Here is a 25375-nt window from a genome sequence, read left to right on the forward strand (position 1 = left end):
GTCGATAGGGAGGCCGTTCAGGTTTTGGTGAAGGGCGAAAGTGTGGCGTATTGCTGTTTTGTTCTAAGCTTTAACAAGTCTTAGCTAATCTGAAGCGATATGTAATATCCCTCGTTGCTGCGAACGTTGAACACGGTATTGTCTTCGAAAATAAAATATTGGCCCTTTATCCCTTTTAAAATGCCTTTGTAGTTCGGGGTTTTTGTGAGGTTAAGACTTTTTACCTTTTCAGGATATTTCAGTACCGGAAACTCAAGATTGGTCTCTGTATTGTCGGCAATGTAATACGCTTGGGCCTCCTCAGGGATGTACTGCTTTAGTTTGTTGCGCCATTCGACCAAGTTTTCATCCTCTACGTTATTCGTGAGCATTTTTCGCCAATTGGTCTTGTCGCCAATGTGGTCTTTAAGGGCTACTTCCGTAATCCCGGCCAAGTATCTATTTGGTACTTCAACTATTTCGATAGCCTCGTGCGCCCCTTGGTCGATCCACCGTGTAGGTATTTGCGTCTTTCGGGTAACGCCGACCTTGATGTTGCTCGAGTTGGCCAAGTAAACGATATGGGGTTGCAATTGTACTTTTTTCTCGTATTCTAGGTCGCGATCTTCTTTGTCAAGATGGGCGGTACTGAGTTCGGGCCGCATGATCCAATCGCCTGCGGAGGGTATTTCATAGAAACAGGTCTTGCAAAAACCTTGGCGAAAAATAGGACGGTCATTTCCGCAGTTCAAACATTGGAACTTTATGAAATTGATTTCTAGGGCTTTGCCTAAAACTTGGTTTACGTTTAGAAAATCATTTTCAAATACCATGTAGTATTGAATGGGGTTTCCTATTTCCGTCTGCATTTTTCTTAGAACGCCTTCGTACTGCATAAAAAAGTTTGATTTAAAATCGATTTGAAAATGATAACTATTAAACCTAAATTTAGCGAATTCAAAGATACCCAAAAATGCCAATTACCCTATTCAATTCCATTGCCTCATGGTTGCTAAAAAAGCGATATCACCAGATAGAACTTTTTTTAAAATATCCTGGAGAAGTTCAAGAAGAGGTGTTGCACCAATTATTGGAAATTGCGGAAGATACCGAAACCGGTAGGCGGTATGGTTTTGAGTCCATCAACAACTACGAAACTTTTCGCGAACGGCTTCCTATCGTGTCTTACGAAGAAATGGAGCCTATTATAGAAAGAACCCGTAGGGGCGAACAGAATATATTTTGGCCTACCTCTATCAAATGGTTCGCCAAGAGCAGTGGTACTACCAATGCCAAGAGCAAGTTTATTCCGGTAAGCGAAGAAGCGCTTGAAGACTGTCATTATAAGTCGGGTAAAGACCTGTTGTGCCTGTACCTGAACAATAATGAAAATTCGCAATTGTTCACCGGCAAGAGCCTTCGTCTTGGCGGAAGTAAGGAGTTGTACGAAGACAATGGTTCTTTCTTCGGAGACCTGTCGGCCATTCTAATTGATAATATGCCTTTATGGGCGGAGTTTAGCAGTACGCCGAGTAACAAGGTGTCGCTGATGAGCGAATGGGAAAGCAAGCTCAAGGCCATAATCAAGGAAAGTACGCAGGAGAACGTGACCAGTTTGGCGGGAGTGCCTTCTTGGATGCTGGTGCTGCTGAACAATGTGATCGAGGAGACGGGAAAAGACCATCTTTTTCAGGTATGGGAAAACCTTGAGGTGTACTTTCATGGAGGGGTAAGTTTTAACCCCTACAAAGAGCAGTACAAGAAATTACTGCCTCGAAAGAATTTCAAATACTATGAAATTTATAATGCATCGGAGGGCTTTTTTGCCATTCAGGATAGGAATAATGCCGATGACCTGCTCTTGATGCTCGACTACGGTATATTCTATGAGTTTATTGGAATGGACGAATATGGCACGGAAAACCAAAAGGCCATTCCGCTTTGGGAAGTAAAGGTAAATACCAATTACGCCATAATCATTACCACAAATTCGGGCCTTTGGCGATACAAGGTGGGTGATACGGTACGTTTTACTTCTATCGATCCCTATCGTATTAAGGTTACGGGGCGTACCAAGCACCATATCAACGTCTTTGGGGAGGAACTGATCATAGAAAATGCAGAGGAGGCCCTAAAAACTATTTGCATGAAGACTGGTGCGGAGATTAAGGATTATACGGCGGGCCCAATCTTTATGGAGGGTAAGGAAAAAGGAGCCCATGAATGGGTCATAGAGTTTAGAAAACCACCTGAAGATATAGATGTTTTTACTGAATATTTAGACAATGCCCTAAAATCGTTGAATTCCGATTATGAGGCGAAACGATACAACAATATTACTTTGAATCTCCCAAAGGTACATGTGGCGCGTGAAAACCTTTTCTATGATTGGCTTAAGTCGAAAGGGAAGCTGGGAGGGCAACATAAAATTCCGCGATTGTCGAACAAGAGGGACTACATCGAAGAATTGCTCCACATGAACAAATAAAAAAGGGATTTGTCCGTTTAATATTGGAAATTGACACCAATAACTGAACCAAACGGCAAATAAAAACCAGTATTATGGCAGAAAGACTTGTAATTGTATCCGATATGTGGGGAGCTAAAAAAGGGCTCTGGATCACCTCGTATCTTGGATATCTTCAGCAGTATTTTAATATCGCCTTTTACGATTGCCAACAATTGGGGAATGTGGATGAAAAGATCAACTCGGCGGAGAACGTACACCAGGCATTTGTTGATGGAGGGATCGACACTGCGGTAGCGCACCTGCTTAAAAAGGAAAAAGAACCGGCACACTACCTTTGTTTTAGTATCGGTGGGGCCATAGCTTGGAAAGCCGGACTCTTAGGCTTGCCCATGAAATCCTTGTATGCGGTTTCCGCTACCAGAATACGTTCGGAGGTCGAAAAGCCCGAGGGTGAAATCCGTCTTTTGTTCGGTGACGGTGATATGTACCGTCCTAAGGCGTCTTGGTATGAGAAATTAGGCCTAACAGGCGAGCTGGTCGAGGGTTTTGGCCATGATATGTACAGTGATGAGAAAATTATTAAAAAAGTCTGTCTAGACCTTCTGAATACGGTTACACAAAACGCGGGAAGAAATGTTGGACAAAAAGTGATATAAAAGAACGTTTGCCTATTGGCGAGCTTACGAATACTTAGGTTTTAAACTAACACTCAATAACATAAAAAAGCGGGACCACTCAAAGTGGTCCCGCTTTTTTTATGGGTTTGTATTCTTATGGAAACTAAGAAACCGCTTTTAGCTTTTTTATGGTCTCATAAGATAATTTGTCTTCGGCATAGGCCTTGGTTACCTTGAATACGGTTTCGTCGTTGCTCGGCATTTCGAACATGGCATCGGTAAAGATGGCCTCGCACAATGACCGTAGGCCCCTGGCCCCTAATTTATACTCAATGGCTTTTTTAACGATATAGTCCAAAGCTTGGTCCGTAATGGTAAAGCTTATATCGTCCATCGCAAAAAGCTTTTCGTATTGCTTTATAATGGCATTTTTAGGTTCGGTAAGGATAGCCCTTAGGGTCTTTTCGTCCAATGGGTTCATGTGGGTCAATACCGGAAGCCTTCCTATTATTTCTGGGATCAGTCCAAATTCCTTCAAATCCTTTGGGATAATATATTGAAGGATATTGCTTTGGTCTAGATTGTCGTCGGTTTTTGCCGCACTGTACCCAATGGCCTGCATGTTCAACCTTTTGGTAATGGCACGCTCAATTCCGTCGAAAGCACCTCCCGCAATAAAGAGGATGTTTTCTGTGTTGACCTCGATAAATTTCTGGTCCGGGTGTTTTCTTCCTCCTTTGGGCGGTACGTTTACGACCGTACCTTCGAGCAACTTCAAGAGTCCTTGTTGAACACCTTCGCCAGATACATCACGTGTAATGGAAGGGTTGTCGCTTTTACGGGCGATCTTGTCTATCTCATCGATAAAGACAATGCCGCGTTCGGCTTTTTCAAGGTTGTAATCGGCCGCCTGTAGCAAGCGGGTAAGTATGCTTTCCACATCTTCGCCAACATAGCCCGCTTCGGTCAAGACCGTGGCATCTACAATGGCCAAGGGTACGTTGAGCATTTTTGCAATGGTCTTGGCGATAAGGGTCTTACCTGTACCGGTTTGGCCCACCATTATGATGTTACTTTTCTGGATCTCTATATCGTCATCTTTTGACTTGGGCTGTAAAAGCCTTTTATAGTGATTGTAGACCGCTACCGACATAACTTTTTTGGTACGCTCTTGCCCTATGACGAACGTGTCTAAAAATGCTTTGATATCAATCGGTTTCTTCAGGGTAAGTTCTGAAGAAAGGTCATTGGTCTTGGTCTGTCTAGATTCTTCGGTAACAATACCGTGGGCTTGCTCTATACATCTGTCGCATATGTGCGCATCAAGACCAGCAATCAAAAGATTGGTTTCAGGTTTCTTTCTGCCACAAAACGAACATTCTAAATTTTCTTTAGCCATATAAATCTACTTTCTTTCAAAAAACAAACGCAGATAACTGCGTTTTGGTTCATCGATTTGGTCGAAAAACCGATAATTCGTGTATACTTGGTCGAGATTATGCTTTTTCCCTTACCAAAATTTCATCGATCATACCGTAGGCTTGTGCTTCTTCGGCTTTCATCCAGTAGTCACGGTCACTGTCTTCGTTGACCTTCTCTATAGATTGACCTGAGTGCTTGGCGATGATGTCGTACAATTCCGATTTTAATTTCAAGATCTCGCGGGCGGTTATTTCAATGTCGCTCGCCTGTCCTTGGGCCCCGCCCATAGGTTGGTGAATCATTACCCTAGAGTGGGTCAGTCCGCTGCGTTTTCCCTTTTCACCGGCGCATAGCAATACGGCTCCCATTGAAGCGGCCATTCCTGTACAGATGGTAGCGACATCGGGAGAGATGAACTGCATGGTGTCATAAATGCCCAAACCGGCATAAACGCTTCCGCCTGGTGAGTTGATGTAGATCTGAATATCTTTTGAGGCATCCGTACTGGCCAAGAACAATAATTGTGCTTGGACGATATTGGCGACCTGATCGTTAATGCCCGTTCCTAAAAAGATAATGCGGTCCATCATTAATCTGGAAAACACATCCATGGCCACGGCATTCATCTGACGCTCCTCAATAATATTGGGCGTTAGACCAACGGGATACATGCTTGTTAAGATAGAATCGTAATAGGTACTGCTGATACCTTGGTGTTTTATAGCATAGTTCTTGAATTCTTTTCCGTAATCCATATTTTTCTGTTCGATGTTTAGGTACCCTGGGGTATAAAATAAAAAAGGTGCCGAAAATATTATTTTCGGCACCGTAAAGATACTTATAATTTTTTGGAAATATTACCCGTATACCTCCTTCACAAAGTTTTCATAGGTAACCTCTTTCGTTTTGAGGTTTAGTTTTTCTTTGTAAAGGGTAAGTAGTTTTTGGCTCATCAATTGTTCCGATAAACGCTTGACCTCGTCTTGGTTACCCAAAACACGAGCGGCAATATTGTCCAATTCTTCTTCTTTCGGGTTCAATTGTCCGAACTGTGCCATTTGCGATTTTATGAAACCTTTGGCAAATTCCTTAAGCTCGTCAAATTGAATTTGAATATCGTTTTCTTTGATAATCTTACCTTCAATAAGTTGGTAGCGAAGCCCTTTTTCCGATTTCTGGTATTCTTCACTGGCCTCTTCTTCGGTCAATGGGTTTTCTCCGGTCATCTGGATCCATTTCGTCAAGAAGTCCGCAGGAAGTTCAAACTTGGTGTTTTCGATAAAATGTTCGGTAACGTCGTTCAATAATTTTTGGTCGGACTGTTGCTCGAACTGTTTTTCCGAATCATCTTTGATACGTTGCTTCAATTCTTCTTCCGATTTGACCTCGTCTTTGCCGAAAAGTTTATCGAAAAGCTCTTGGTCTAAAGCAGCAGGCTCCCTTTCGTTGATTTCTTCTATGGTGAAAGAAGCTTCAATGTCTAGGTCTTTCGCTTTTTCTTGTGAAACGCCGAAAACGCTTGATAGTAAGTAGTCTTCCTTAAACAGGCCTTTTGACTTTAAGGTTACGACATCGCCTACTTTTTTCCCTTTTAGGGCATCCAAAGCTTTTTTGCTCTTGATCTTGTCCAGTTCTAGCGTGGCCTTATTGTCTATCTCTTCTTCTTCGTTCTTGAACGTACCGCTTACTTCGTCATTTTTGGAAACTTCGTTCTTGCTGACCAGTTTGCCGTATTGTTTTTGAATACGGTCAACTTGCTCATCTACCATTTTATCGTCGGCAATGATCTTGTAATGGGTGATCGGTTTTTTGGTCTGAAGCGAGATTTCAAAATCGGGAGCAAGGCCCAACTCGAATTCAAAAGCTAATTCTTCATTGTCCCAATCAAAATTGTCTTGTTGTTTAGGAAGCGGGTTCCCAAGAACATCCAGTTTTTCCTCGGTAAGGTATTTGTTTAGGTTATCTTGAAGAAGCTTGTTCACTTCGTCGACCAAAACGGCCTTTCCGTACTGCTTTTTAATCAAGCCCATGGGCACATGGCCTTTTCTGAAACCGGGCACGTTGGCCTGCTTTCTATAGTCCCTTAGAATACTATCTACCTTGTCTTGGTAATCTTCTTTGGTGATGGCCACTTTAACGACGGCATTTAGATCGTCGATCTGCTCTTTTGTAATATTCATCTAAATCTTCTTTTTTGTTTCCATAAAATGGGATGCAAAAGTAGTACATTTAATGTAGCCTAGCAAGTTTTTAAACCGTTGGAATTCAAACAATCGTTACGATTTTTCATCCTCTTTTAAAAGTGAAAACAATATGGATTGCAAAAAGGATAGCAACAGGCTGAAAAGTATGGCCCACAAAATGCCGTCAACGGTAAAGCCATCGATAAGGTTATCGGCCAATAAAATGATTACGGCATTGATAACCAAAAGGAAAAGTCCTAGGGTTAAAATGGTTACCGGTAGGGTGAGCAAGACCAAAATAGGCTTGACTATAAAATTCAAAAGACTGAGTACGACAGCAACAATGATTGCGGTGGTGTAACTGTCGACAAAGACATGGGGCAGCACTTTTGAAAGTATGACTACGGCAAGCGCGCTCAAGAGTATTCGTAATATTAGTTTCATGGGTAAAATGTATTTGGTTATGCATTGCGAATCGGCTCGCTACCCTTAAAGATAGAAATTTGTACGCGGTTTTATGGTCTTGCCCCTAAAATAAGCAAGTGTAAAAAAACGGTTTACCCTTTCAGGAATGCCAATGATTTTTCAAAGAACTGTTTTGGGTTTTCGGCGTGTAGCCAATGTCCGGCGCGATCTATGGTTTGTAATTCTGCCTGTGGGAAATGCTTTTTGATCTCGGTGAGGTCGTTGGGCATGATGTACTCCGATTTGTCGCCCCTAAGGAATAGCGTGGGGCCGTTGTACATATCCGTAGGGTTGATATTTTCCCCTATTTCGTTCATTTTCTGGCTTAAGACCTTTAGGTTGAACCGAAAGCCCAATTGGCCTTTTTCTACCCAATATAGGTTTTTGAGTAAAAACTGTCTAGTGCCGAAATCGGTGATATACTGCCCTAGTGCCGCATCGGCTTCGTTTCGTGATGTCATGGTCTCGAGCCGAAGGGCGTTTAGGCCGTCGATTATAGCCTGGTGGTGCGGGGGGTAAAATTTAGGGGCAATGTCGGCAATGAGGATCCTGTCGGTAAGCTCGGGGTAGGAGCAGGCGAACTGCATGGCGGTCTTGCCGCCCATGGAATGTCCGATAATTGCGGCCCGGTCTAGATGGTGGGCTTCCATATAGGCCTTAAGGTCTTCGGCGAGCAGGTCGTAGTCGAAATCGTCGGACCAAAAGCTTTTGCCGTGGTTGCGCTGGTCGATGAGGTGGACTTCAAAGCCGGCTTCGGCATATTGTCCGCCCAGGGTTTTCCAGTTGTCTGACATTCCTAGGAAACCGTGTAAAATTAAAAGGGGCGAACCTTTGCCTATGATTTTGGAGTGTAGGGTAGTCATTTATTTCAATTTGTTCAGGTACATGTTTACTACGTTTTCAAGTCCGAGGTAGAGCGCTTCGCAAATTAGGGCGTGGCCAATGGAGACCTCTAGTAAATGGGGGACGTTTTCCTTGAAATATTTAATGTTGTCTAAGCTTAAATCGTGTCCGGCATTAAGGCCCAAACCGCATTGGTATGCAATTTTGGCAGCTTCGGTAAAAGGCATGACAGCTTTTTCCGGTCCCTTTCCGTAATCTTTGGCGTAACTTTCGGTGTATAGTTCAATTCGGTCCGTGCCGGTTTCTGCCGCACCTTCGACCATCTTGGCTTCGGCGTCTACAAAAATGGAAGTACGTATGCCTGCATTTTTGAAGGTCTGTATAACGTCTTTTAGAAAGTCTTTGTGTTTTACGGTATCCCAGCCGGCATTCGAGGTAATGGCGTCTACGGCGTCGGGTACTAGGGTGACCTGGGTGGGGCGCACTTCGAGTACGAGGTCGATAAATTGCTTCACGGGGTTGCCTTCGATGTTGTATTCGGTAGTGACCAATGCTTTTAGGTCACGTGCATCTTGATAGCGAATATGCCTTTCGTCGGGCCTTGGATGTATGGTTATGCCTTGTGCCCCAAAAGATTCAATGTCTGCTGCCGTTTTCAATAAATCGGGCATATTGCCACCTCGGGCGTTTCTAAGGGTTGCAATCTTATTTATGTTAACGCTTAATTTAGTCATTTGCCGATAGAATTTACCATTCGGCACAAAAATACAAATTAGGCATGCCTTTTGATATTTTTAATTAGTATTTTGCGTTTAGTATAAAGAGTTATGCATATTCAAGACCACATAGTCACCAATATTCCGTCGTTTAAGATAGGGGACTCCTTAGCGGGGGTTATCACCTTTTTTGAAGGAACCACACATTCGCACGTTGCCGTTACGGAGAACGATGCCTATTTGGGGTTGCTCAGTGAAAACGACCTTGAGAATTTCGATAAAAACGAAAAAGTAGAGCAATACCGCTACGAACTCGATACCTTTTTCGTGAGAAAGGAAACGAGTTGGTTGGACGTGCTCGAAACTTTTGCCCGAAATGAATCTAATCTCGTGCCCATTATCGATGAAAAGGGAAGGATCGATGGATATTACGATCTTACCGATATCGTAAGCGTGTTTATCGATACGCCGTTCTTTACGGAGCCGGGGGGTATTATTGTCGTGGCGAAGGGCATTAAAGATTATTCTTTTAGTGAGATAGCCCAGATCGTGGAAAGCAATAACACTAAACTTATCGGAGGTTTTATAACGGATTCAAAAAACGACGTGGTTCAGATTACCATTAAGATCGCCTCGTCTAACTTGAACGATATTCTACAGACCTTCCGACGGTACAATTACAACGTGTTGTTCGGAAATAGCGACGACCAATTTTTGGAAGACCTTAAAGAGAGGTCCGATTATTTGGACAAATATCTCAACGTCTAGATTATTCCTTCGATTCTCAATAAAATAATCCACAATCAAAAGTACAATCGCTATTTTTGTCGCAAAAGCCATAAGGTTTTTGTAACCCGATAAAGAAAAGTGATGAAAGTTGCCGTCTACAGTCAAATGTATCAAGAAGACACCTTGCAGTATGTAATGGAGTTGCTTGATGAACTTGAAAAGGAAGGGGCCGAGATAGCAATAGAAAAGGAGTTTCATGCCTTTCTTTCCCAAAAATATAGCGCAGGGGCCTATAGTACGTTTTCCGATTCGGAAGGCTTGGATGCTTCCTTTGATATGTTTGTGAGTTTTGGGGGCGATGGCACCATTCTTCGGGCGACTACCTTTGTGGGCGATCTGGGCATTCCAATTGTTGGGGTGAATACCGGGCGCTTGGGCTTTCTGTCTACCTTTAGTAAGGAAGAGGTGCGCAAAGTGGTGCAAGAGTTTAATAAGGGGGCATACACTATAGTGGAACGAAGCTTGGTGGAAGTAGATGAAAGGTCCGATATACCCGAGTTGAACGGGTTGAACTTTGCCTTGAACGAAATTACCGTAAGCAGAAAGGATACGACCTCTATGATAACGGTTGAGACCTATCTGAACAATGAATATCTGACTTCCTATTGGGCCGATGGGTTGATTGTTTCTACGCCTACGGGCTCGACCGGATATTCCTTGAGTTGTGGGGGGCCGGTTATCGAGCCTACCGCAAAATCACTTGTCTTGACGCCGATAGCGCCTCATAACCTCAATGCCAGGCCTTTGGTGATTTCAGATGATACCCAAATAAGGCTAAAGGTGTCGGGTAGGGAAGAGCATCACCTTATATCTTTGGACTCAAGAATAGCATCGGTGGCCAACGGAAAGGAAATCCTTATCAAAAAGGCCGATTTTACCATCAAAATGATCGAATATACTTCAGAGAGCTTTTTGAAAACCCTGCGTAATAAATTGTTATGGGGAGAAGATCGCCGTAATTGAATTCGTAACGGGCAATAAAAAACGGCAAATCCTGTTTATCATGTGAGAACATTAATATAATAGTTGGGTGCAATTGTTATATTCGCAAACTAATACTATTTATGAAGCGATTCATTGTCATAGTCTTGCTATGCACTTTTGGCAGCATAACGGCACAGACCTACGAAGTGGGTGTATTTGCCGGGGGAGCCAATAATATTGGAGACGTCGGACGTACGAATTATATTTTGCCCTCGAACATTGCCCTGGGGGGGATTTTTAAATGGAATATCGCCAAGCGCTATGCGTGGCGTGCCAGTGTAATCTACGGAAAGTTCAATGCCGATGACAGCAAATCGAGCAATCCCTCACGTCAACAAAGGGGGTATGAGATGGATAACTCCATTCTTGAGGCGTCTGCAGGACTCGAATTTAACTTTGTAGAGTACAATCTACATAAACTGGGGCCAGCCTTTACTCCTTATCTATATACCGGCCTTACCTATTTTAGGTACGATTATAATTATTTCGATGCCGGCAGGTACATAGATGTTTCACAAAGGGATGGTGCCTTTGCCATACCTATGACCGTTGGGGCTAAACTCCGTTTGAACCAATTTTTGATTTTGGGGGCCGAAATAGGCGCACGTTATACGTTTACCGATAACCTAGATGGTAGTAATCCTGAAAAACTCAATGTGAGTCGACAGTTGTCAGACCTGAGGTTCGGAAATGTCTTTAGTGACGATTGGTACGTTTTCTCAGGACTTACCTTGACCTATACCTTCGGTAGAAAGCCTTGTATGGAATGTTTTGAGTAGGTAAACCACTGTGTTTCCTCATTTTTATCTTCATGAGTTGGTTCTAAAATGGGAATAATTAAAATTTATGGGCTACTTTTGCCGAGCGCGTGAAAAAAAATCAAATTTTATAACGTTTTAGTACCGTGAAAGTCTGGGCTAAAATTTTGTTGAACAGCGCGATATGATCAATTCACTATGGACAACCTAGAAGAATTAGACAGAAATAAACTACCTCATCACGTTGCAATCATTATGGATGGGAATGGGCGCTGGGCCAAAAAACAAGGGAAATTACGTGTTTTTGGCCATGAGAACGGGGTCAATACGGTTCGTGAAACGGTTGAAAGCTGTGTTGAACTTGGTATAGAGTACCTTACGTTGTACACATTCTCTACAGAAAATTGGAAAAGACCTAAGCTAGAAGTCGACACTTTGATGAAGCTTTTGGTGTCGTCTTTAAAGAAAGAATTAAAGACCTTTTCGGAAAACAACATCCGGTTAAATGCTATAGGTAATATTGAGTCTTTGCCCAAACGCGCTTATAAAGAGCTTGTTGAGGTTATGGGTAAAACAAAGCAAAATACAGGAATGACGCTTACTTTGGCCTTGAGTTATGGTGCACGGGAAGAGCTGAAAAACGCAGTAAAACAAATAAGTGCCAAAGTTAAAAATAATATAATTTCAATTGAAAACATTGACGAAACCATTATAAATAGCCATCTTTACACGCATGATTTGCCAGATGTAGATTTGCTTATCCGCACTAGTGGAGAGCATCGTATCAGCAATTTTTTGCTGTGGCAGATAGCCTACGCGGAATTATATTTCGTTGATGTATTTTGGCCCGATTTTAGTAGTCAACAATTGGCAAAAGCCATAAAAAGTTATCAGAACAGAGAACGAAGATTTGGAAAAACCAGCGAACAACTCAATTAGCGATATGAAAGGGTTCATATCCTTCGAACCTTTAATTACACTTCTATTACTTCTTACTACCGTATTTTGCTCCGCACAAGAACTTTCTTTTGAGGATGGTAAAAAATACATTTTAGGCGGCTTGGAAGTAACAGGACTGCAAAGTTATAACGAGCAGACAGTAAAGACCTATACCGGATTAAGGGTAGGGCAGCCCATCACCTTACCGGGAGATGAGATCAGTAGTGTTATCAATAAACTTTGGGGGCTTGAGCTTTTCAAGAATATCGACTTTTATATTACCAACATCGAAGGTGATAAGGTCTTTCTTGAATTGAACATTATAGAGCGCCCTACTTTGTCGGATATCACCATAAACGGCGTAAAACCTAGAAAGGTAGACGACATTCTTGACGATACCGACCTGAAAAAAGGCAAGAAGATTACAGAAAGTTTAATTGCCAATACTAAAAACTATCTCGATAATAAGTATAAGAAACAGGGGTATCTAAATGCAAAGACCTCTATTATTGTGGCCAACGATACTTCTGAGACCAATGCCCAGAAGATGGTTATCAATGTAAACAAAGGTGATAAGGTCAAGATCAAGAAAATCATCTTTGAAGGGAACGAACAGCTTTCCGATAAAAAATTAAAAGGCGCCTTTAAGAAAACCAAGGAAAAACGCTTTTGGCGTTTCTGGAAGAAATCTAAATTCATTGAAGAAGATTACGAAAATGATTTAGACCTTCTGGCCGATAAGTATGCAGAAAACGGTTACCGTGATGCACGTATCCTTTCCGATTCGGTTATAAAGGTAGATGAGAACAACATTATATTAAAGTATCAGATAGAAGAAGGTAATAAGTACTATTTCGGTGATATTGATTTTGTAGGTAACAGTGTTTATACCGACCGTCAGTTGGCCGCAGTACTGGGTATTAAAAAAGGGGATACGTATAACGGTGTTTTGTTGAGGGAGCGTATTGCCGATGATTCAAAACCTGAACCCCAAGATGTTACCAGCTTGTATCAGAATAACGGATATTTGTTTTCTAGTATCAATCCCGTAGAGGTTTCTGCGGAAAACGATACCATTAATTTTGAAATACGGGTCATTGAAGGAAAGGAAACTTTTCTTAACCATGTAGACGTAGTCGGTAACGACCGTACCAATGACCACGTAATCTATCGTGAGCTCCGTACAAGACCAGGTCAAAAATACAATAAGAGTGATATTATTAGAACCATTCGCGAACTACAACAGTTGGGATACTTTGATGCGGAACAAATTAAACCGGATATCCTTAATCCGAACCCTAATGAAGGTACGGTTGATATCAAGTACAACTTGGTAGAGTCGGGATCGAGCCAGATAGAACTGCAAGGTGGTTATGGCGGTGGAGGTTTTATCGGAACTTTAGGACTTTCGTTCAATAATTTTTCTATAAAGAATATTTTAAAGGGCGAGGAGTATAAGCCGGTGCCTATGGGTGACGGTCAGACTTTCGCCATGAGGGTGCAGGCCAGTAGAACCTTTAGGGTTTACAGTCTTAACTTTGCAGAACCTTGGTTGGGTGGAAGAAAGCCCGTTCAATTTAGTTTGAACCTTTCGAGAACACAACAGTTCGGGGTAGATTACAACAACTCTACCAGTAGTAAGATTAAAGTTGATAAAAATCGAGGTTTTTCCATTACGGGTATTTCTGCAGGTTTGGCAAAGCGTGTACAATGGCCCGACGATTTTTTCACCATTTCACATTCCTTGAGCTACCAATTGTACGAGTTTAATAACTATGATATCGGATTGTTCAACTTTGGTAACGGAAAATCAAATTCCTTTGCCTATACCTTGGGGATTTCAAGAAACGCCACTTCTGGTGGACGTATTTACCCAAGGGGTGGGTCTAATTTTGAAATTACCGCCAAGTTTACACCGCCATACTCCCTTTTTAGCAGCAAAGATTACGAGAGCTTACGGGACCGTAGCGAAGAGTTGAGTCTCTTGGAAACTCAGCAAAATGGGTTAAGTGTATCAGATGAGGCGGAATTGGAAGAAATCGACCAAGAACGCTTTAGGTGGTTGGAATACTATAAGGTAAAGTTTAAAGGAGATTGGTATACGACCTTGGTTGATAAATTGGTATTGCGTACCAATGCGGAATTCGGTTTCTTGGGGAACTATAACAACGATGTGGGCGATGTGCCTTTTGAGCGTTTTTTCGTCGGTGGTGACGGTCTAGGGAACTTTACTTTGGATGGTCGTGACGTGGTGCAGTTGAGAGGTTACGAAAACCAATCGTTGACCCCTATCGACCCCGTAACAAGTCAGCAAGAAGGTGGTTTGGTCTACAATAAGTTTTCGATGGAACTACGCTATCCATTAACCTTAAAACCTTCAGCTTCCATTTATATGCTTGCATTTATGGAAGGAGGTAACGCCTTCAACAATTTTCAGGAATTTAATCCGTTTCAAATAAAACGATCGGCCGGAGTGGGGCTGCGCATATTTATGCCGGCATTCGGGTTATTGGGTATTGATTTTGGTTATGGGTTTGACGAAGATAATAGACCTCAGTCTATCGGAAACGGACCTAGCGGACTTCAAACACACTTCATTATCGGCCAACAGTTTTAATTTAAGGAATCGTTCAATATGCTAAAACGCTCATTTTAAAAGTTTTAGTAATTTTGGCACGATATTTTCTATTGGATAAAACGATAAAGTAATGAAAACAAAATCAAACGTTCTTTTTGTACTGGTACTGACCTTGTGTTCGGTATATACATTTGCTCAACGTGGCGTACGTATCGCTTACGTAGATATGGAATATATCTTGGAGAACGTAGAAGAGTATAGGGATGCCAACAAACAATTGGCGGACAAGGTGCAGAAATGGAAAATCGATATTGAGCAGAAGCAGAGCGAGGTTGAGCAGATGAAGAAAGATTTGATGGCCGAACGTGTGCTCTTGACCGATGAGCTGATTGCCGAAAGGGAAGAAGAGATCCAGATTCTGGAAAAGGAAATGGTAGAATACCAACAGGATCGTTTCGGTCCGCAAGGTGACTTGGTGTTACAGAAACGACGCTTAATCCAACCGATTCAAGATCAAGTGTTCAACGAGGTTCAAAAAATTGGGGCCAATAAGAAATACGACTTTATTTTCGATAAATCGGCCGATGTGGTTATGTTGTATTCCGAAAAAAGGCACGATATTAGCGACTTGGTGCTCAGGGGTATTTCCAGAACACGAAAGATCAGTAAGCCCAAGAAGGATAGCAGGAGTAAGTTTGAAGATGGGGAAGAGGCCGAAGAGGAAATGAGCGAAGCCCTCAAGGAAAGGAAAGAGAACGCAGAAAAGGCACAGGAAGCCAGAGAGAAGAGTGTAGAGGAGAAACGGGCCGAGCAGTTAAAACTAAGGGAAGAACGCAAAAAGGCGTACGAAGCCCGAAGAAAGAAACTCTTGGAGGAACGTGAGGCCAAACGCAAAGAGAAGCTCGAAGAACGCAAAGAAGGCGGGCAAGATGAGGAGGAAACCGAAGAGTAAGAAGGTTTAATTAACAAAGTGCCGCAATCATCTGCTAAATAGACATAATTTTAATACATTGCGGCGATTTGTATACCAAATGTCGAACATTGAAAAATACATTAACCTGAAATTAACACTCAATTTTATTAACTAGAATTATCATGAAACACTTAAAGAAAATAGCAGTAGCCTTAGTATTGTTCGTAGCCGCTACAGGTTTTGTTAACGCACAGAGCAAAGTAGCACATATTGATGTTACCCAATTATTAAGTGCAATGCCGGAGATGAAAGCTGCTGAAGCGGAGCTTAAAAAATTGTCTGAAACGTATAATGCCGATATTGAAAGTTCTATGACCGAGTTTCAGAACAAGGCTACCTTGTACCAAAACGAAGCTCCTTCCAAATCAAAAGAAGAGAACGAAAAAAGAGCGATAGAGCTTCAAGGTGTTCAAAAGAATATTGGTGAAGCACAACAAGCTGCACAACGTGAATTGCAGAAAAAACAACAGGAGCTTTTTGCACCTATATCCGACAAAGCCAAAGCGGCCATAGAAAAAGTAGCGGCCGCCCAAGGTTTTGACTACGTGATCGATGCCCAGCCAGGTGGTGGTCTTATCGTAGCAAAAGGTAAGGATCTATTGCCAGACGTAAAGAAAGAGTTAGGTATTTAATCGACTTCAGATTAGATCATAAAAAAAGCCCGCTATTGCAGCGGGCTTTTTTTATGATCTGAAGTGGCGGTAAACTTGCACTTTGTTTTAATTAAAGGGTTGAGAAATAGAGATATCGTGGAAGTGCTTATAAAAAAAACACACTCCTTTACGCTGCAATTTGGTCAATTAAAAAAATCATTGGTTAAACCTAAATAGGGTTGTAATGGTTTTTATCTGGTTATTCAATATTATAATTTGATTCAGTAGGCAAGGTTCAAACGCAAGGTCAAAAACTTTCAAAAAACTTAATTGGAAGATAAAGTTAGTGTGTTGAATAAAACGGATGGCTAGAATTAAATATGATAATATTCTGTATAAGTGTTGATGAGTAGGAATACGCCATTAGGTGTAGAAAGGTTTTTACTGTCATGTTTTTCGTTGTTTGTAAAAGGAAAAAGGGAAACAATGGTTTTTACATACGAATTTCTCTGGTAAATAGATTGTACGGGAGTGTTTGGCTCAGTAACTCGTCACCGTAAATAACGTTCGTAACATTGTTTTTAAAACTTAGCTTCTTCTCAGGGATATCGAACGGTTTTGATTATAGGTGGGAAAGATTTGTTGAGGGTATTAGGGTTTGTTATATCCCATATGACAGAGGTGAAGCAATTTTATTGTAATTGATTTTGGTTGTAAGGTTCGGTGAATAAGAATGTCGTCGGAATATGAGGGTATATCCTATCTCGCAATGAGAACAGATACTTACTCTATACAGAAAGGAGGTGTAATGTTCCGAATGTATAGTTATTGCAAGTGTTCTCGAGCACTCAAAAGCAGGTCGCTCTTACATCATGTGAAGAATAGGAAGATTGTTGTTTCAACGAATAAAAGCAAGTATTGAACAAAAAGATGGGGGGGAGCGTAGCGGAAAATTTGACACTTATTAAAGCGCGATTGCTAAAAGGTCATTGTCATGATTAACAACTATTTCGATATGAAGAAAAGAGACTATCTCATAAAGTGTGTAAAAATAGAAATGATTCGAATGATTATCTATAAACACAAGGGGTCGTACTTCTCAGGCATTAATATACTACGCGCTGGACGAAGTGCAGTAACACGGGAATATAAAAAGTTGAAGAATAATACTATTCTTCAACTTTAATAAAGTTGATTTTATAATTTAACAATCTATATTGATTATTTTTTATGATTTAACATTAGTTAAGGACTATCTCATAAAGTGTGTAAATAAAAAAATAGCGGGGGCATGCCCCCGCTATTTTTTTAACTTTAAATTTTTACACCATTATGAAGAAAGAGGAATTATTCAACGACGATTTCCTGAAGCAGTTCAAGACCGGCGACGAGCTCAACGGCTTTCTGAAGGAACTGCAGAAACGCGGCATCGAGAAGATGTTGGAGGGGGAGCTCGACGGCCACCTCGATTACGAAAAGCACCAAAGTTCCAAGGGCAACACTTGTAACGGCCATTCCAGGAAGACGGTACGCACCTCCTTCGGCGAGTCCGAGATCGCCTGCCACGGGATAGGGACGCGTCCTTCAACCCGATGATAGTAGCCAAACGGGGCAATATGGTCGACGGCATCGAAAATGTCATCGTGTCCCTTTATGCCAAGGGCATGAGCAACAGCGATATCGAGGAGCAGATACGGGAGGTCTACGACTTCGATGTTTCCAGATCCACCATATCAAGGATTACCGATAAGGTATCGAACGATATCGTAGCCTGGCAGAACCGCCCCCTGGAACCCGTTTACCTTATCGTCTGGATGGACGGTATCGTTTTCAAGGTCAGGGAAAGTTCCAAGGTAATCAACAAGACGGTCTACGTGGCCGTTGGGCTGCGCAGGGACGGGAAAAAGGAAGTGCTCGGCCTCTGGCTGGGCAAAAACGAATCGTCCTCTTTCTGGATGTCCGTGCTCACCGATATCAAGCCCCGCGGCGCGAAGGACATCCTGATTACCGCCACGGACAACCTGAACGGATTTACCGATACCATCAGAAGCGTATTCCCGGAATCAAAGACCCAGATCTGCGTGGTACACCAAATCCGCAACGCATGCAGGTACGTCGTATGGAAGGACAAGAAGGCGTTCACGGCGGATATGAAACATATCTACAACGCCCCGAACCAAGAGGCCGTAAGGGCTGTCCTGGACGATTTTGCCGGACAATGGGAGGCAAAGTATTCCTATGCCATAAAGAGCTGGAGGGACAACTGGGAGGACCTGACCGTCTTCTTCGAGTTCCCCTTGGAGATACGCAAGATTATCTATACCACCAATCTTATCGAGAACCTGAACGGCAAGATCAGGAAGTACACCAAGAACAAGCTGTCCTTTCCGACCGACGAGGCCGTGATGAAATCCGTATATTTAGCGGTAAGGGAGGCCACGAAAAAGTGGTTTATGCCCATCAGGAACTGGGGCATCATTTTAAATCAGTTCCTTACGATCTATGAAAAAAGGGTCGGACTTTAAATAAAGTCCAACCCCCTGTTATTTTTAACTTACACAGTTTTTGGGATAGTGTCATTAGTTAATAAGTGAGGTGTTTCCTTGTATAACGTCTATTGAGGATATTTTATCATTCCAATTTGATAAATTTAAAAATCCGTGCTTTAGTTTTGTAAGATCCCTGTGCCCAAAATAGTTTGTGTACGGAGCTGGTAAACGATAATTTGTATAGAATTCAATAGATCGTCCATCAAATTCGGGATGTTGATAAAAAATAATTTTTCGTCTCTCAGAATGGTTGGGGTAGGAGTATACGAAAGCTGTATTAATTCTTAACGAACTTATTTTGTTGCCAAATTTGAGGGGATGTAAGTCGCGAAGTTGACTGAAATTTGATATGATTAGTTTTTCCTTTTTGTAGTGTATATCCTCAAAACATAAGACGTTAGCGTTAAAATTGGACACGGTGAAGCTAATAGAAGGCCCGGCCGCTAAAGCGCTTGCTTCATTTTTATTTGTTTTAGATGTTAAGTTGTTTTTTCTTGATGTTATTATTGCTGAATAATCCATATTGTAAAAAGCAAATTTCGATTTTTCATCATCGAAAAGATATATGTCATCACCGTCAATTACGGTTGCCAGATTAGGTTTTTCTTCAAGGTTTTGTAGCTCCATCGGTATTTTTGTAATAGGATGATATTCCCCTTCTCCGTTTTCCTTAAACCCTATTTCGTAGGTGTTATTTTTATAGTAAATTTTTTGAGTGAAGTCTGGTTGGATTTTGAGTGTGCTATCCGAGTAGTTTTCATTGGAGTCTTTACTACAGGAGATTACTAGAAATGCTACTAACAAAGGAATGATTGTAATGCGGTTCATTTTAATAATTTTATAAATTAAACATATGTCGAATATACTACATATATTGTAGTATTAATACTACTTTACGTAATGTATATGTTAAATATATGTTAAATCTTTATTTTTGATTAGTAAATTTATCCTTTATATTTTTCCAACGTAAGTTGCGTATGAACTGACCTTCGGATTTGCTGACCAAGAAAGGGGTATTCTCTTTTTTGGCTTCAAGGTAGCCGTATAGGTTATCGGAAAACGCTTGTGGTTTCCGCTGTTTAAAAGCCATTTTTAACGAGGCTATTACCGTAATTAAAAGGCCATAGCGCATGGTGTACATGGCTTTGCCTTGAAGCAGTTTGGCCTTTTGGTTGTATGCGTTTCCCGTGGGCCTAAGGTGTTTTACCTTTAATATGTCATCCGTATAGATTTCGAAGCCATGGTATTGGGCGAGTAATTCGTCTACCGTATCCCAGCCCATGGCGTTGCGTAATCCATTTATGGTATTGAAACACTTATTGGTGTAGGCTTTGAAGGCCCCGCGAACATGGTTTTTGTCCATGGGGTGGTTTAATTTCCATTCCCCGGTTTCGTCCTGTTCGTAAATAAATCCCCCGGCTATGCCGACCTTGGGTTGCCCCCTGAAAATATATGCGATCTTTTCGAAGTAATTATCGGGTAGAATAAGGTCGGCATCCAGCTTTACGATAAACTCATAATCCTTGTCGAGAAGCTGGAGCCCTTTGTCAAAAGCATTGATCACTTTGCTCCCTGGCATGTGTTCGGTAGAGGATAGGGTGTTTAGCTTTGTAAAAATGGGGCTGAGCGCTCTAAATTGGTCGATAATGGCCTCTGTGTCGTCTGTAGAATTATCGTTCACTACAACCACTCTTTTGGGCTGTAGCGACTGTCTGAGAATAGAGTTTAAGGTATCGGCCAAAAAGCCTTCCTCATTATGTGCGGGAACAATAACATAGTAATGCATGGCCATAGGGTGTTAAAGGTCAAAAGCTATGAAATTGAATTGGATTCTTAGGCTTGATCGATAGGTTTTTTTTCGGCGTATACAATGTAGTACCGAGGGGTAAAACTTCGTAATAAGGGGCGTAAACCTATTTTTTTGACAGGATTCGTCCATTTGGCCCTGTCCTTGATTTCCCAACCGGCCTTTTCCAAGAGCCAATCGAACTGCCAATCTTCAAATTCATGGTAGTGGCGGTCCCATGGGTCGGTCTTGCTCCGATAGGCGGGCGAAAACCAGAGTTTTAAAGGTATGCTGGCCACTAGTTTGTTGGCTTTGATTTCCCTTAAGGTGTTAAAAGGGGCCAAAAGGTGTTCGAATATTTCAAAAGCGGTAACGACCTGGGCCTCGGATGCCTTCACTGACGAAAAATCAAGGTCTAGATCTTCCCCCTTGGTGTTCTCTACGGAATACCCTTGTTCTTTCATGATTTTTGAAAACGGATTCTCAACACCTAGATCCAGTATAGACTCATCGGTCGATACGTGTTTTCTAAGAAATTCTAGAGTGTGTTGAAAACGTTTACTCGGATAGGTATTCTCGTACATTTGAACAGCTTGCAAGGTTGGTTGCCCGTGCATCAACCGGATGTTATACCCTATAGACTATGGCATTGATATTCATGCCTGCACCGACACTTGCAAATATAACAACATCTCCCTTTTGAACCTCTTGATTTTCTATTTTTCCGTTAAGTACCAAATCGAATAGGGTAGGTACTGTAGCTACGGAACTATTGCCTAGTTTTCCAATGCTCATGGGCATGATGTTTTCCGGTACTTCCAAGTCGTAAAGCCCATAGAAACGTTTTACTATGGCTTCGTCCATCTTTTCATTGGCTTGATGGATGAATACTTTTTTGAGGTCGTTTACGCCCAGTCCACTTTTGTCCAAGGCATCCTTCATGGCTTGAGGTACGTGGGTAACGGCAAATTCATAAATTTTACGACCGTACATCTTAATGTACTTGGTGTTGTCTTTTTCCTTTTTGTACGACGTTCCAAAGAAAAGGTAATAGGCCTCGTCCTTGGTGTGGGTGGCGCTTGTGTGGGACAGTATTTCCCCTGCACCTTCTTTTTCTTCGATTATGGCCGCTCCGGCACCATCGGAGTAGATCATGGAATCCCTGTCGTGGGGGTCGGTAATTCGCGATAGGGTTTCCGCGCCAATGACCAAGCATCTTTTGGCGATACCGCTTTTTATAAAGGCATTGGCTTGAATGACGCCTTGGATCCATCCCGGGCAACCGAAAATAAGATCGTAGGCTATGCAGCTTGGGTTTTTAATTTGCAAAAGCTGTTTTACCCTGCTGGCCAAGCTGGGAAGCGTATCTCCTTGTATTTGGCCTGGTGATAGATCCCCGAAATTATGGGCGAAAATAATGTAGTCTATGGTTTCTTTGTCAATTTTGGCGTCTTCTATCGCTTTTTCCGCGGCTAAGACACCTAGGTCCGATGTGTTTAGATTGTTTTCGGCGTATCGGCGTTCACCGATGCCGGTAATACCCTTGAATTTTTTGATAATAACTGCGTTATCATGGGGAAACGGAGATCCGTCCGCATTTAAAAAATCATGACTTTCAAAACTGTCGTTAGCCACGACCAGTGAGGGTATATAGCTTCCTGTTCCTGTAATTGCAATCGACATAGTGTAAATTATTTTAGCACCTCACAAGATACGGTATAATAGATTTACTGCTATGCATGCATAGTAGTTATTACGATGTTCAAGAGGTTTTTGTAGGGGTGAGATTAAAGGAAAAACCCTTTGCAATCAATTTGCAAAGGGTTGTTTGTCAATTATTTGTAGTGATTTATTCAGCTTCGGCGTAGGCTTCTATAGGCGCACACGTACATATTAAATTACGGTCTCCATAGGCATCGTCAACGCGCCTGACCGAAGGCCAAAATTTGTTCTCTTGAATAAATGGAAGCGGAAATGCCGCTTTTTGTCTGCTGTAAGGGAAGTCCCACGTATCGTTCGTAAGCATATCCAAGGTATGGGGCGAATTTTTCAGCACATTGTTAGGTTCGTCTGAAGAAGCTGTATTGATTTCTTCCTTTATCGATAACATGGCTTCGCAAAAACGATCAAGTTCGGCCCGACTTTCGCTTTCGGTCGGTTCGATCATTAAGGTGCCTGCAACGGGAAAAGAAACGGTAGGGGCGTGAAAGCCGTAATCCATTAATCTCTTGGCGATATCGGTAACCTCTATGCCATTCTTTTTAAAGGGGCGGCAATCAATGATCATCTCATGGGCTGCACGTCCGTTTTCGCCTGTATAAAGTACATCATAGGCTCCGCTGAGTTTCTGTTTGATGTAGTTGGCATTTAAAATGGCGATTTCTGTGGAATGTCTAAGTCCGCTTTCCCCGAGCATTTTAATGTAACCATAAGAAATCAGGCATACCAATGAGCTGCCCCAGGGAGCGGCCGATATTGCGGTGATGGCCTTGTCGCCACCGGTTTCCACTACGGGGTTTCCGGGAAGGAAGGGCACCAGCTGTTCGGCTACGCATATTGGGCCTACACCAGGACCGCCACCGCCATGGGGTATGGCAAAGGTCTTGTGAAGGTTCAAATGGCAAACGTCGGCACCGATAATGGCAGGATTGGTAAGTCCGACCTGGGCATTCATGTTGGCGCCGTCCATATAGACCTGACCCCCGTGGTCATGTATGAGTTGGGTAATCTGCTTTATGGAAGATTCAAAAACACCATGGGTAGAGGGGTAGGTAACCATTAAGGCGGCAAGCTGGTCTGCGTGTTTCAAGACCTTGTCCTCTAGGTCGGCTACGTCTATGTTTCCTCGTTCGTCGGTTTTGGTAACGACCACCTTCATACCGGCCATTACGGCGGAAGCCGGGTTGGTACCGTGTGCCGAAGCGGGAATGATGCAGACGTTCCTATGGCCTTCGTTTCGTGATTCGTGATAGGCCCTGATGACCATGAGTCCTGCATATTCGCCCTGTGCGCCGGAATTCGGCTGTAACGAGGTTGCGGCAAATCCAGTAATGGTAGATAGATCTTTGGCCAGTTCTTTTAGTACGTATTGGTAGCCTTTTGCTTGTTCGATAGGTACGAAGGGATGGATGTTGGCCCAACGAGCCATACTCAATGGCAACATTTCTGAGGCTGCATTCAATTTCATGGTGCATGATCCCAAGGAAATCATGGAGTGGTTCAGGGAAAGGTCTTTGCGCTCCAATTTTTTTATGTAGCGCATAAGCTCGGTCTCTGAATGGTATAGATTGAAGACTTCGTTCTGTAAGAAATTCGATTGGCGCTGCACATTCGAAGGTAGCGCGGTTTTCGTGGATAGCTCCTCGATTGGGGCCGCCTTCTTTTCAAGCGCTTCCGCGAAAATAGAAACGATTTGATTCAGGTCTTGCAATGAGGTTGCCTCGTTTACCGCTATGGAAACCGTTTCGTCGTCTATGTAAAGAAAGTTTACTTCGTTTTGCTCTGCTATTGTTCGAACGCGCTTGGCCTCGGTCTTGACCGTAATCGTATCAAAATACGAAAGATTGGTTTGGTAGAGCCCTAATTTCTCTAAGGCATCGGCTAAGGTTACGGCGGTATGGTGGACTTTCCTCGCTATGTATTTCAAGCCTTCGGGTCCGTGGTAAACGGCATACATGCCGGCCATAACGGCCAATAATACCTGTGCGGTACATATATTCGATGTGGCCTTATCGCGTTTTATGTGTTGCTCTCGCGTCTGAAGCGCCATCCTCAACGCCATATTGCCGTCAGTGTCTTTTGTGATACCGATAATACGGCCGGGGATGTTTCTTTTGTAGGCCTCTTTGGTAGCGAAAAATGCGGCGTGAGGGCCTCCATATCCCAAAGGAATTCCGAATCGTTGGGTGGTGCCGACAACTACGTCCACACCGAATTCCCCGGGAGGGGTAAGTAGTACCAAACTTAAGATGTCTGCGGAAACGGCAACTTTAATGTCGTTTTCCTGGGCTTTGGAAACAAAGTCGCTATAGTCGTTTACTTGTCCGTATTTGCCAGGGTACTGTAATAGGGCGCCATAAAAATCTTGTCCAAAGGTAAATTCTTCATGGTTTCCTATTACCAGTTCAATGCCCAAAGGTTTTGAACGTGTTTTTAAAAGGGATAGGGTCTGCGGAAGAACTTCTTCTGAAACGAAGAATTTTAGAATACCGTTTTTCTTTTGTTCCCGACTGCGAACATCGTATAACATGGTCATAGCTTCCGCTGCGGCCGTACTTTCGTCCAACAGTGATGCATTGGCCAGTTCCATACCCGTAAGGTCGGCGACTACGGTTTGAAAATTTAGAAGCGCCTCTAGTCGGCCTTGTGCAATTTCAGCTTGATATGGGGTGTAAGCGGTATACCAACCTGGGTTTTCAAGAATATTCCTTTTGATGACTGAAGGCGTCAAACTCTCATGGTAGCCCAAGCCGATATATGAACGGAATACTTGGTTCTGCTCCGATAATTCTTGAATATGGGCGAGAAACTTGTGTTCGCTCATTGCGGCTTTGAGCTGCAATGGTTCCTTTAAACGAATGTCGTTGGGGATGGTCTCGTAAATGAGCTGGTCCAAGGTTTCGGTACCTACAGTCTTGAGCATGTGCTCTTGATCTTCTTCCTTAATGCCTATATGGCGTAAAGCAAATACATCTGTCTTCATAGCTTATTGTAAAAGTGGCGTAAAAT

21 protein-coding genes and 1 pseudogene are annotated in these 25375 nt (G+C 42.6%); 10 read left to right on the forward strand and 12 right to left on the reverse strand.

Annotated elements, in window-relative coordinates; translation table 11 throughout:
• Positions 1-80: 80 nt before the first annotated feature.
• Positions 81-875, reverse strand: a complete 795-nt coding sequence (locus ZOBGAL_RS11575; RefSeq protein ID WP_046287894.1) for a DUF2797 domain-containing protein — start codon at positions 873-875, stop codon at positions 81-83.
• 77 nt (positions 876-952) lie between these two features.
• Between ZOBGAL_RS11575 and ZOBGAL_RS11580 the strand changes: the two genes are divergently transcribed.
• Positions 953-2467: a GH3 auxin-responsive promoter family protein gene (locus ZOBGAL_RS11580; protein WP_013993796.1), complete on the forward strand. Its 1515-nt coding sequence runs from the start codon at positions 953-955 to the stop codon at positions 2465-2467.
• A gap of 74 nt (positions 2468-2541) precedes the next feature.
• On the forward strand, positions 2542-3105 hold the full coding sequence (locus tag ZOBGAL_RS11585) for a hypothetical protein (protein ID WP_013993797.1): 564 nt from the start codon (positions 2542-2544) through the stop codon (positions 3103-3105).
• A 124-nt stretch (positions 3106-3229) separates the two neighbouring features.
• On the opposite strand, the gene clpX is transcribed toward ZOBGAL_RS11585, so the two are convergent.
• The 6 genes from clpX to ZOBGAL_RS11615 all read right to left on the reverse strand — a co-directional run bounded on the left by clpX (position 3230) and on the right by ZOBGAL_RS11615 (position 8713).
• Positions 3230-4465, reverse strand: a complete 1236-nt coding sequence (gene clpX / locus ZOBGAL_RS11590; RefSeq protein ID WP_013993798.1) for an ATP-dependent Clp protease ATP-binding subunit ClpX — start codon at positions 4463-4465, stop codon at positions 3230-3232.
• A gap of 97 nt (positions 4466-4562) precedes the next feature.
• Positions 4563-5243: an ATP-dependent Clp endopeptidase proteolytic subunit ClpP gene (gene clpP, locus ZOBGAL_RS11595; RefSeq protein ID WP_046287895.1), complete on the reverse strand. Its 681-nt coding sequence runs from the start codon at positions 5241-5243 to the stop codon at positions 4563-4565.
• Between the two features lie 102 nt (positions 5244-5345).
• Entirely contained in the window at positions 5346-6668 is a 1323-nt protein-coding gene (gene tig / locus ZOBGAL_RS11600) for a trigger factor (RefSeq protein ID WP_013993800.1), read from the reverse strand.
• 96 nt (positions 6669-6764) lie between these two features.
• Positions 6765-7115, reverse strand: coding sequence for a phage holin family protein (locus ZOBGAL_RS11605; RefSeq protein ID WP_013993801.1), 351 nt, complete (start codon positions 7113-7115; stop codon positions 6765-6767).
• A gap of 113 nt (positions 7116-7228) precedes the next feature.
• The gene (locus ZOBGAL_RS11610) at positions 7229-7999 is read right to left on the reverse strand and encodes an alpha/beta fold hydrolase (RefSeq protein WP_013993802.1); all 771 of its coding nucleotides are present in this window, start codon (positions 7997-7999) and stop codon (positions 7229-7231) included.
• Positions 8000-8713, reverse strand: coding sequence for a pyridoxine 5'-phosphate synthase (locus tag ZOBGAL_RS11615; RefSeq protein WP_013993803.1), 714 nt, complete (start codon positions 8711-8713; stop codon positions 8000-8002). It abuts the gene before it with no gap.
• Positions 8714-8806: 93 nt separating this feature from the next.
• Here ZOBGAL_RS11615 and ZOBGAL_RS11620 point away from each other — a divergent pair, with 93 nt between their 5' ends.
• The 8 genes and pseudogenes from ZOBGAL_RS11620 (at position 8807) to ZOBGAL_RS11660 (ending at position 18834) form a co-directional block, all read left to right on the forward strand.
• Positions 8807-9463: a CBS domain-containing protein gene (locus tag ZOBGAL_RS11620; protein WP_013993804.1), complete on the forward strand. Its 657-nt coding sequence runs from the start codon at positions 8807-8809 to the stop codon at positions 9461-9463.
• Between the two features lie 102 nt (positions 9464-9565).
• Positions 9566-10447: an NAD kinase gene (locus ZOBGAL_RS11625; RefSeq protein WP_013993805.1), complete on the forward strand. Its 882-nt coding sequence runs from the start codon at positions 9566-9568 to the stop codon at positions 10445-10447.
• A 101-nt stretch (positions 10448-10548) separates the two neighbouring features.
• Entirely contained in the window at positions 10549-11247 is a 699-nt protein-coding gene (porG, locus tag ZOBGAL_RS11630) for a type IX secretion system protein PorG (protein WP_013993806.1), read from the forward strand.
• 177 nt (positions 11248-11424) lie between these two features.
• On the forward strand, positions 11425-12165 hold the full coding sequence (locus ZOBGAL_RS11635; RefSeq protein ID WP_013993807.1) for an isoprenyl transferase: 741 nt from the start codon (positions 11425-11427) through the stop codon (positions 12163-12165).
• Between the two features lie 4 nt (positions 12166-12169).
• Positions 12170-14782: a BamA/OMP85 family outer membrane protein gene (locus ZOBGAL_RS11640; protein ID WP_013993808.1), complete on the forward strand. Its 2613-nt coding sequence runs from the start codon at positions 12170-12172 to the stop codon at positions 14780-14782.
• 91 nt (positions 14783-14873) lie between these two features.
• Positions 14874-15695, forward strand: coding sequence for an OmpH family outer membrane protein (locus ZOBGAL_RS11645; protein ID WP_013993809.1), 822 nt, complete (start codon positions 14874-14876; stop codon positions 15693-15695).
• Positions 15696-15838: 143 nt separating this feature from the next.
• Complete coding sequence (locus tag ZOBGAL_RS11650; RefSeq protein WP_013993810.1) at positions 15839-16348, forward strand: OmpH family outer membrane protein; 510 nt, start codon at positions 15839-15841, stop codon at positions 16346-16348.
• A 1293-nt stretch (positions 16349-17641) separates the two neighbouring features.
• A pseudogene (locus ZOBGAL_RS11660) lies at positions 17642-18834 on the forward strand (IS256 family transposase).
• Positions 18835-18888: 54 nt separating this feature from the next.
• Here the strand turns inward: ZOBGAL_RS11660 and ZOBGAL_RS11665 are convergent.
• The 5 genes from ZOBGAL_RS11665 to gcvP form a co-directional block, all read right to left on the reverse strand.
• Complete coding sequence (locus ZOBGAL_RS11665; RefSeq protein WP_013993811.1) at positions 18889-19686, reverse strand: hypothetical protein; 798 nt, start codon at positions 19684-19686, stop codon at positions 18889-18891.
• 100 nt (positions 19687-19786) lie between these two features.
• Positions 19787-20647: a glycosyltransferase family 2 protein gene (locus ZOBGAL_RS11670; RefSeq protein ID WP_046287896.1), complete on the reverse strand. Its 861-nt coding sequence runs from the start codon at positions 20645-20647 to the stop codon at positions 19787-19789.
• 47 nt (positions 20648-20694) lie between these two features.
• Positions 20695-21231: a class I SAM-dependent methyltransferase gene (locus ZOBGAL_RS11675; RefSeq protein ID WP_046287466.1), complete on the reverse strand. Its 537-nt coding sequence runs from the start codon at positions 21229-21231 to the stop codon at positions 20695-20697.
• 43 nt (positions 21232-21274) lie between these two features.
• Entirely contained in the window at positions 21275-22330 is a 1056-nt protein-coding gene (locus ZOBGAL_RS11680; protein WP_013993814.1) for a 3-oxoacyl-ACP synthase III family protein, read from the reverse strand.
• Positions 22331-22496: 166 nt separating this feature from the next.
• The gene (gene gcvP / locus ZOBGAL_RS11685) at positions 22497-25349 is read right to left on the reverse strand and encodes an aminomethyl-transferring glycine dehydrogenase (protein ID WP_013993815.1); all 2853 of its coding nucleotides are present in this window, start codon (positions 25347-25349) and stop codon (positions 22497-22499) included.
• Positions 25350-25375: the final 26 nt, after the last annotated feature.

This window comes from Zobellia galactanivorans, from assembly GCF_000973105.1.
Classification (GTDB): domain Bacteria; phylum Bacteroidota; class Bacteroidia; order Flavobacteriales; family Flavobacteriaceae; genus Zobellia; species Zobellia galactanivorans.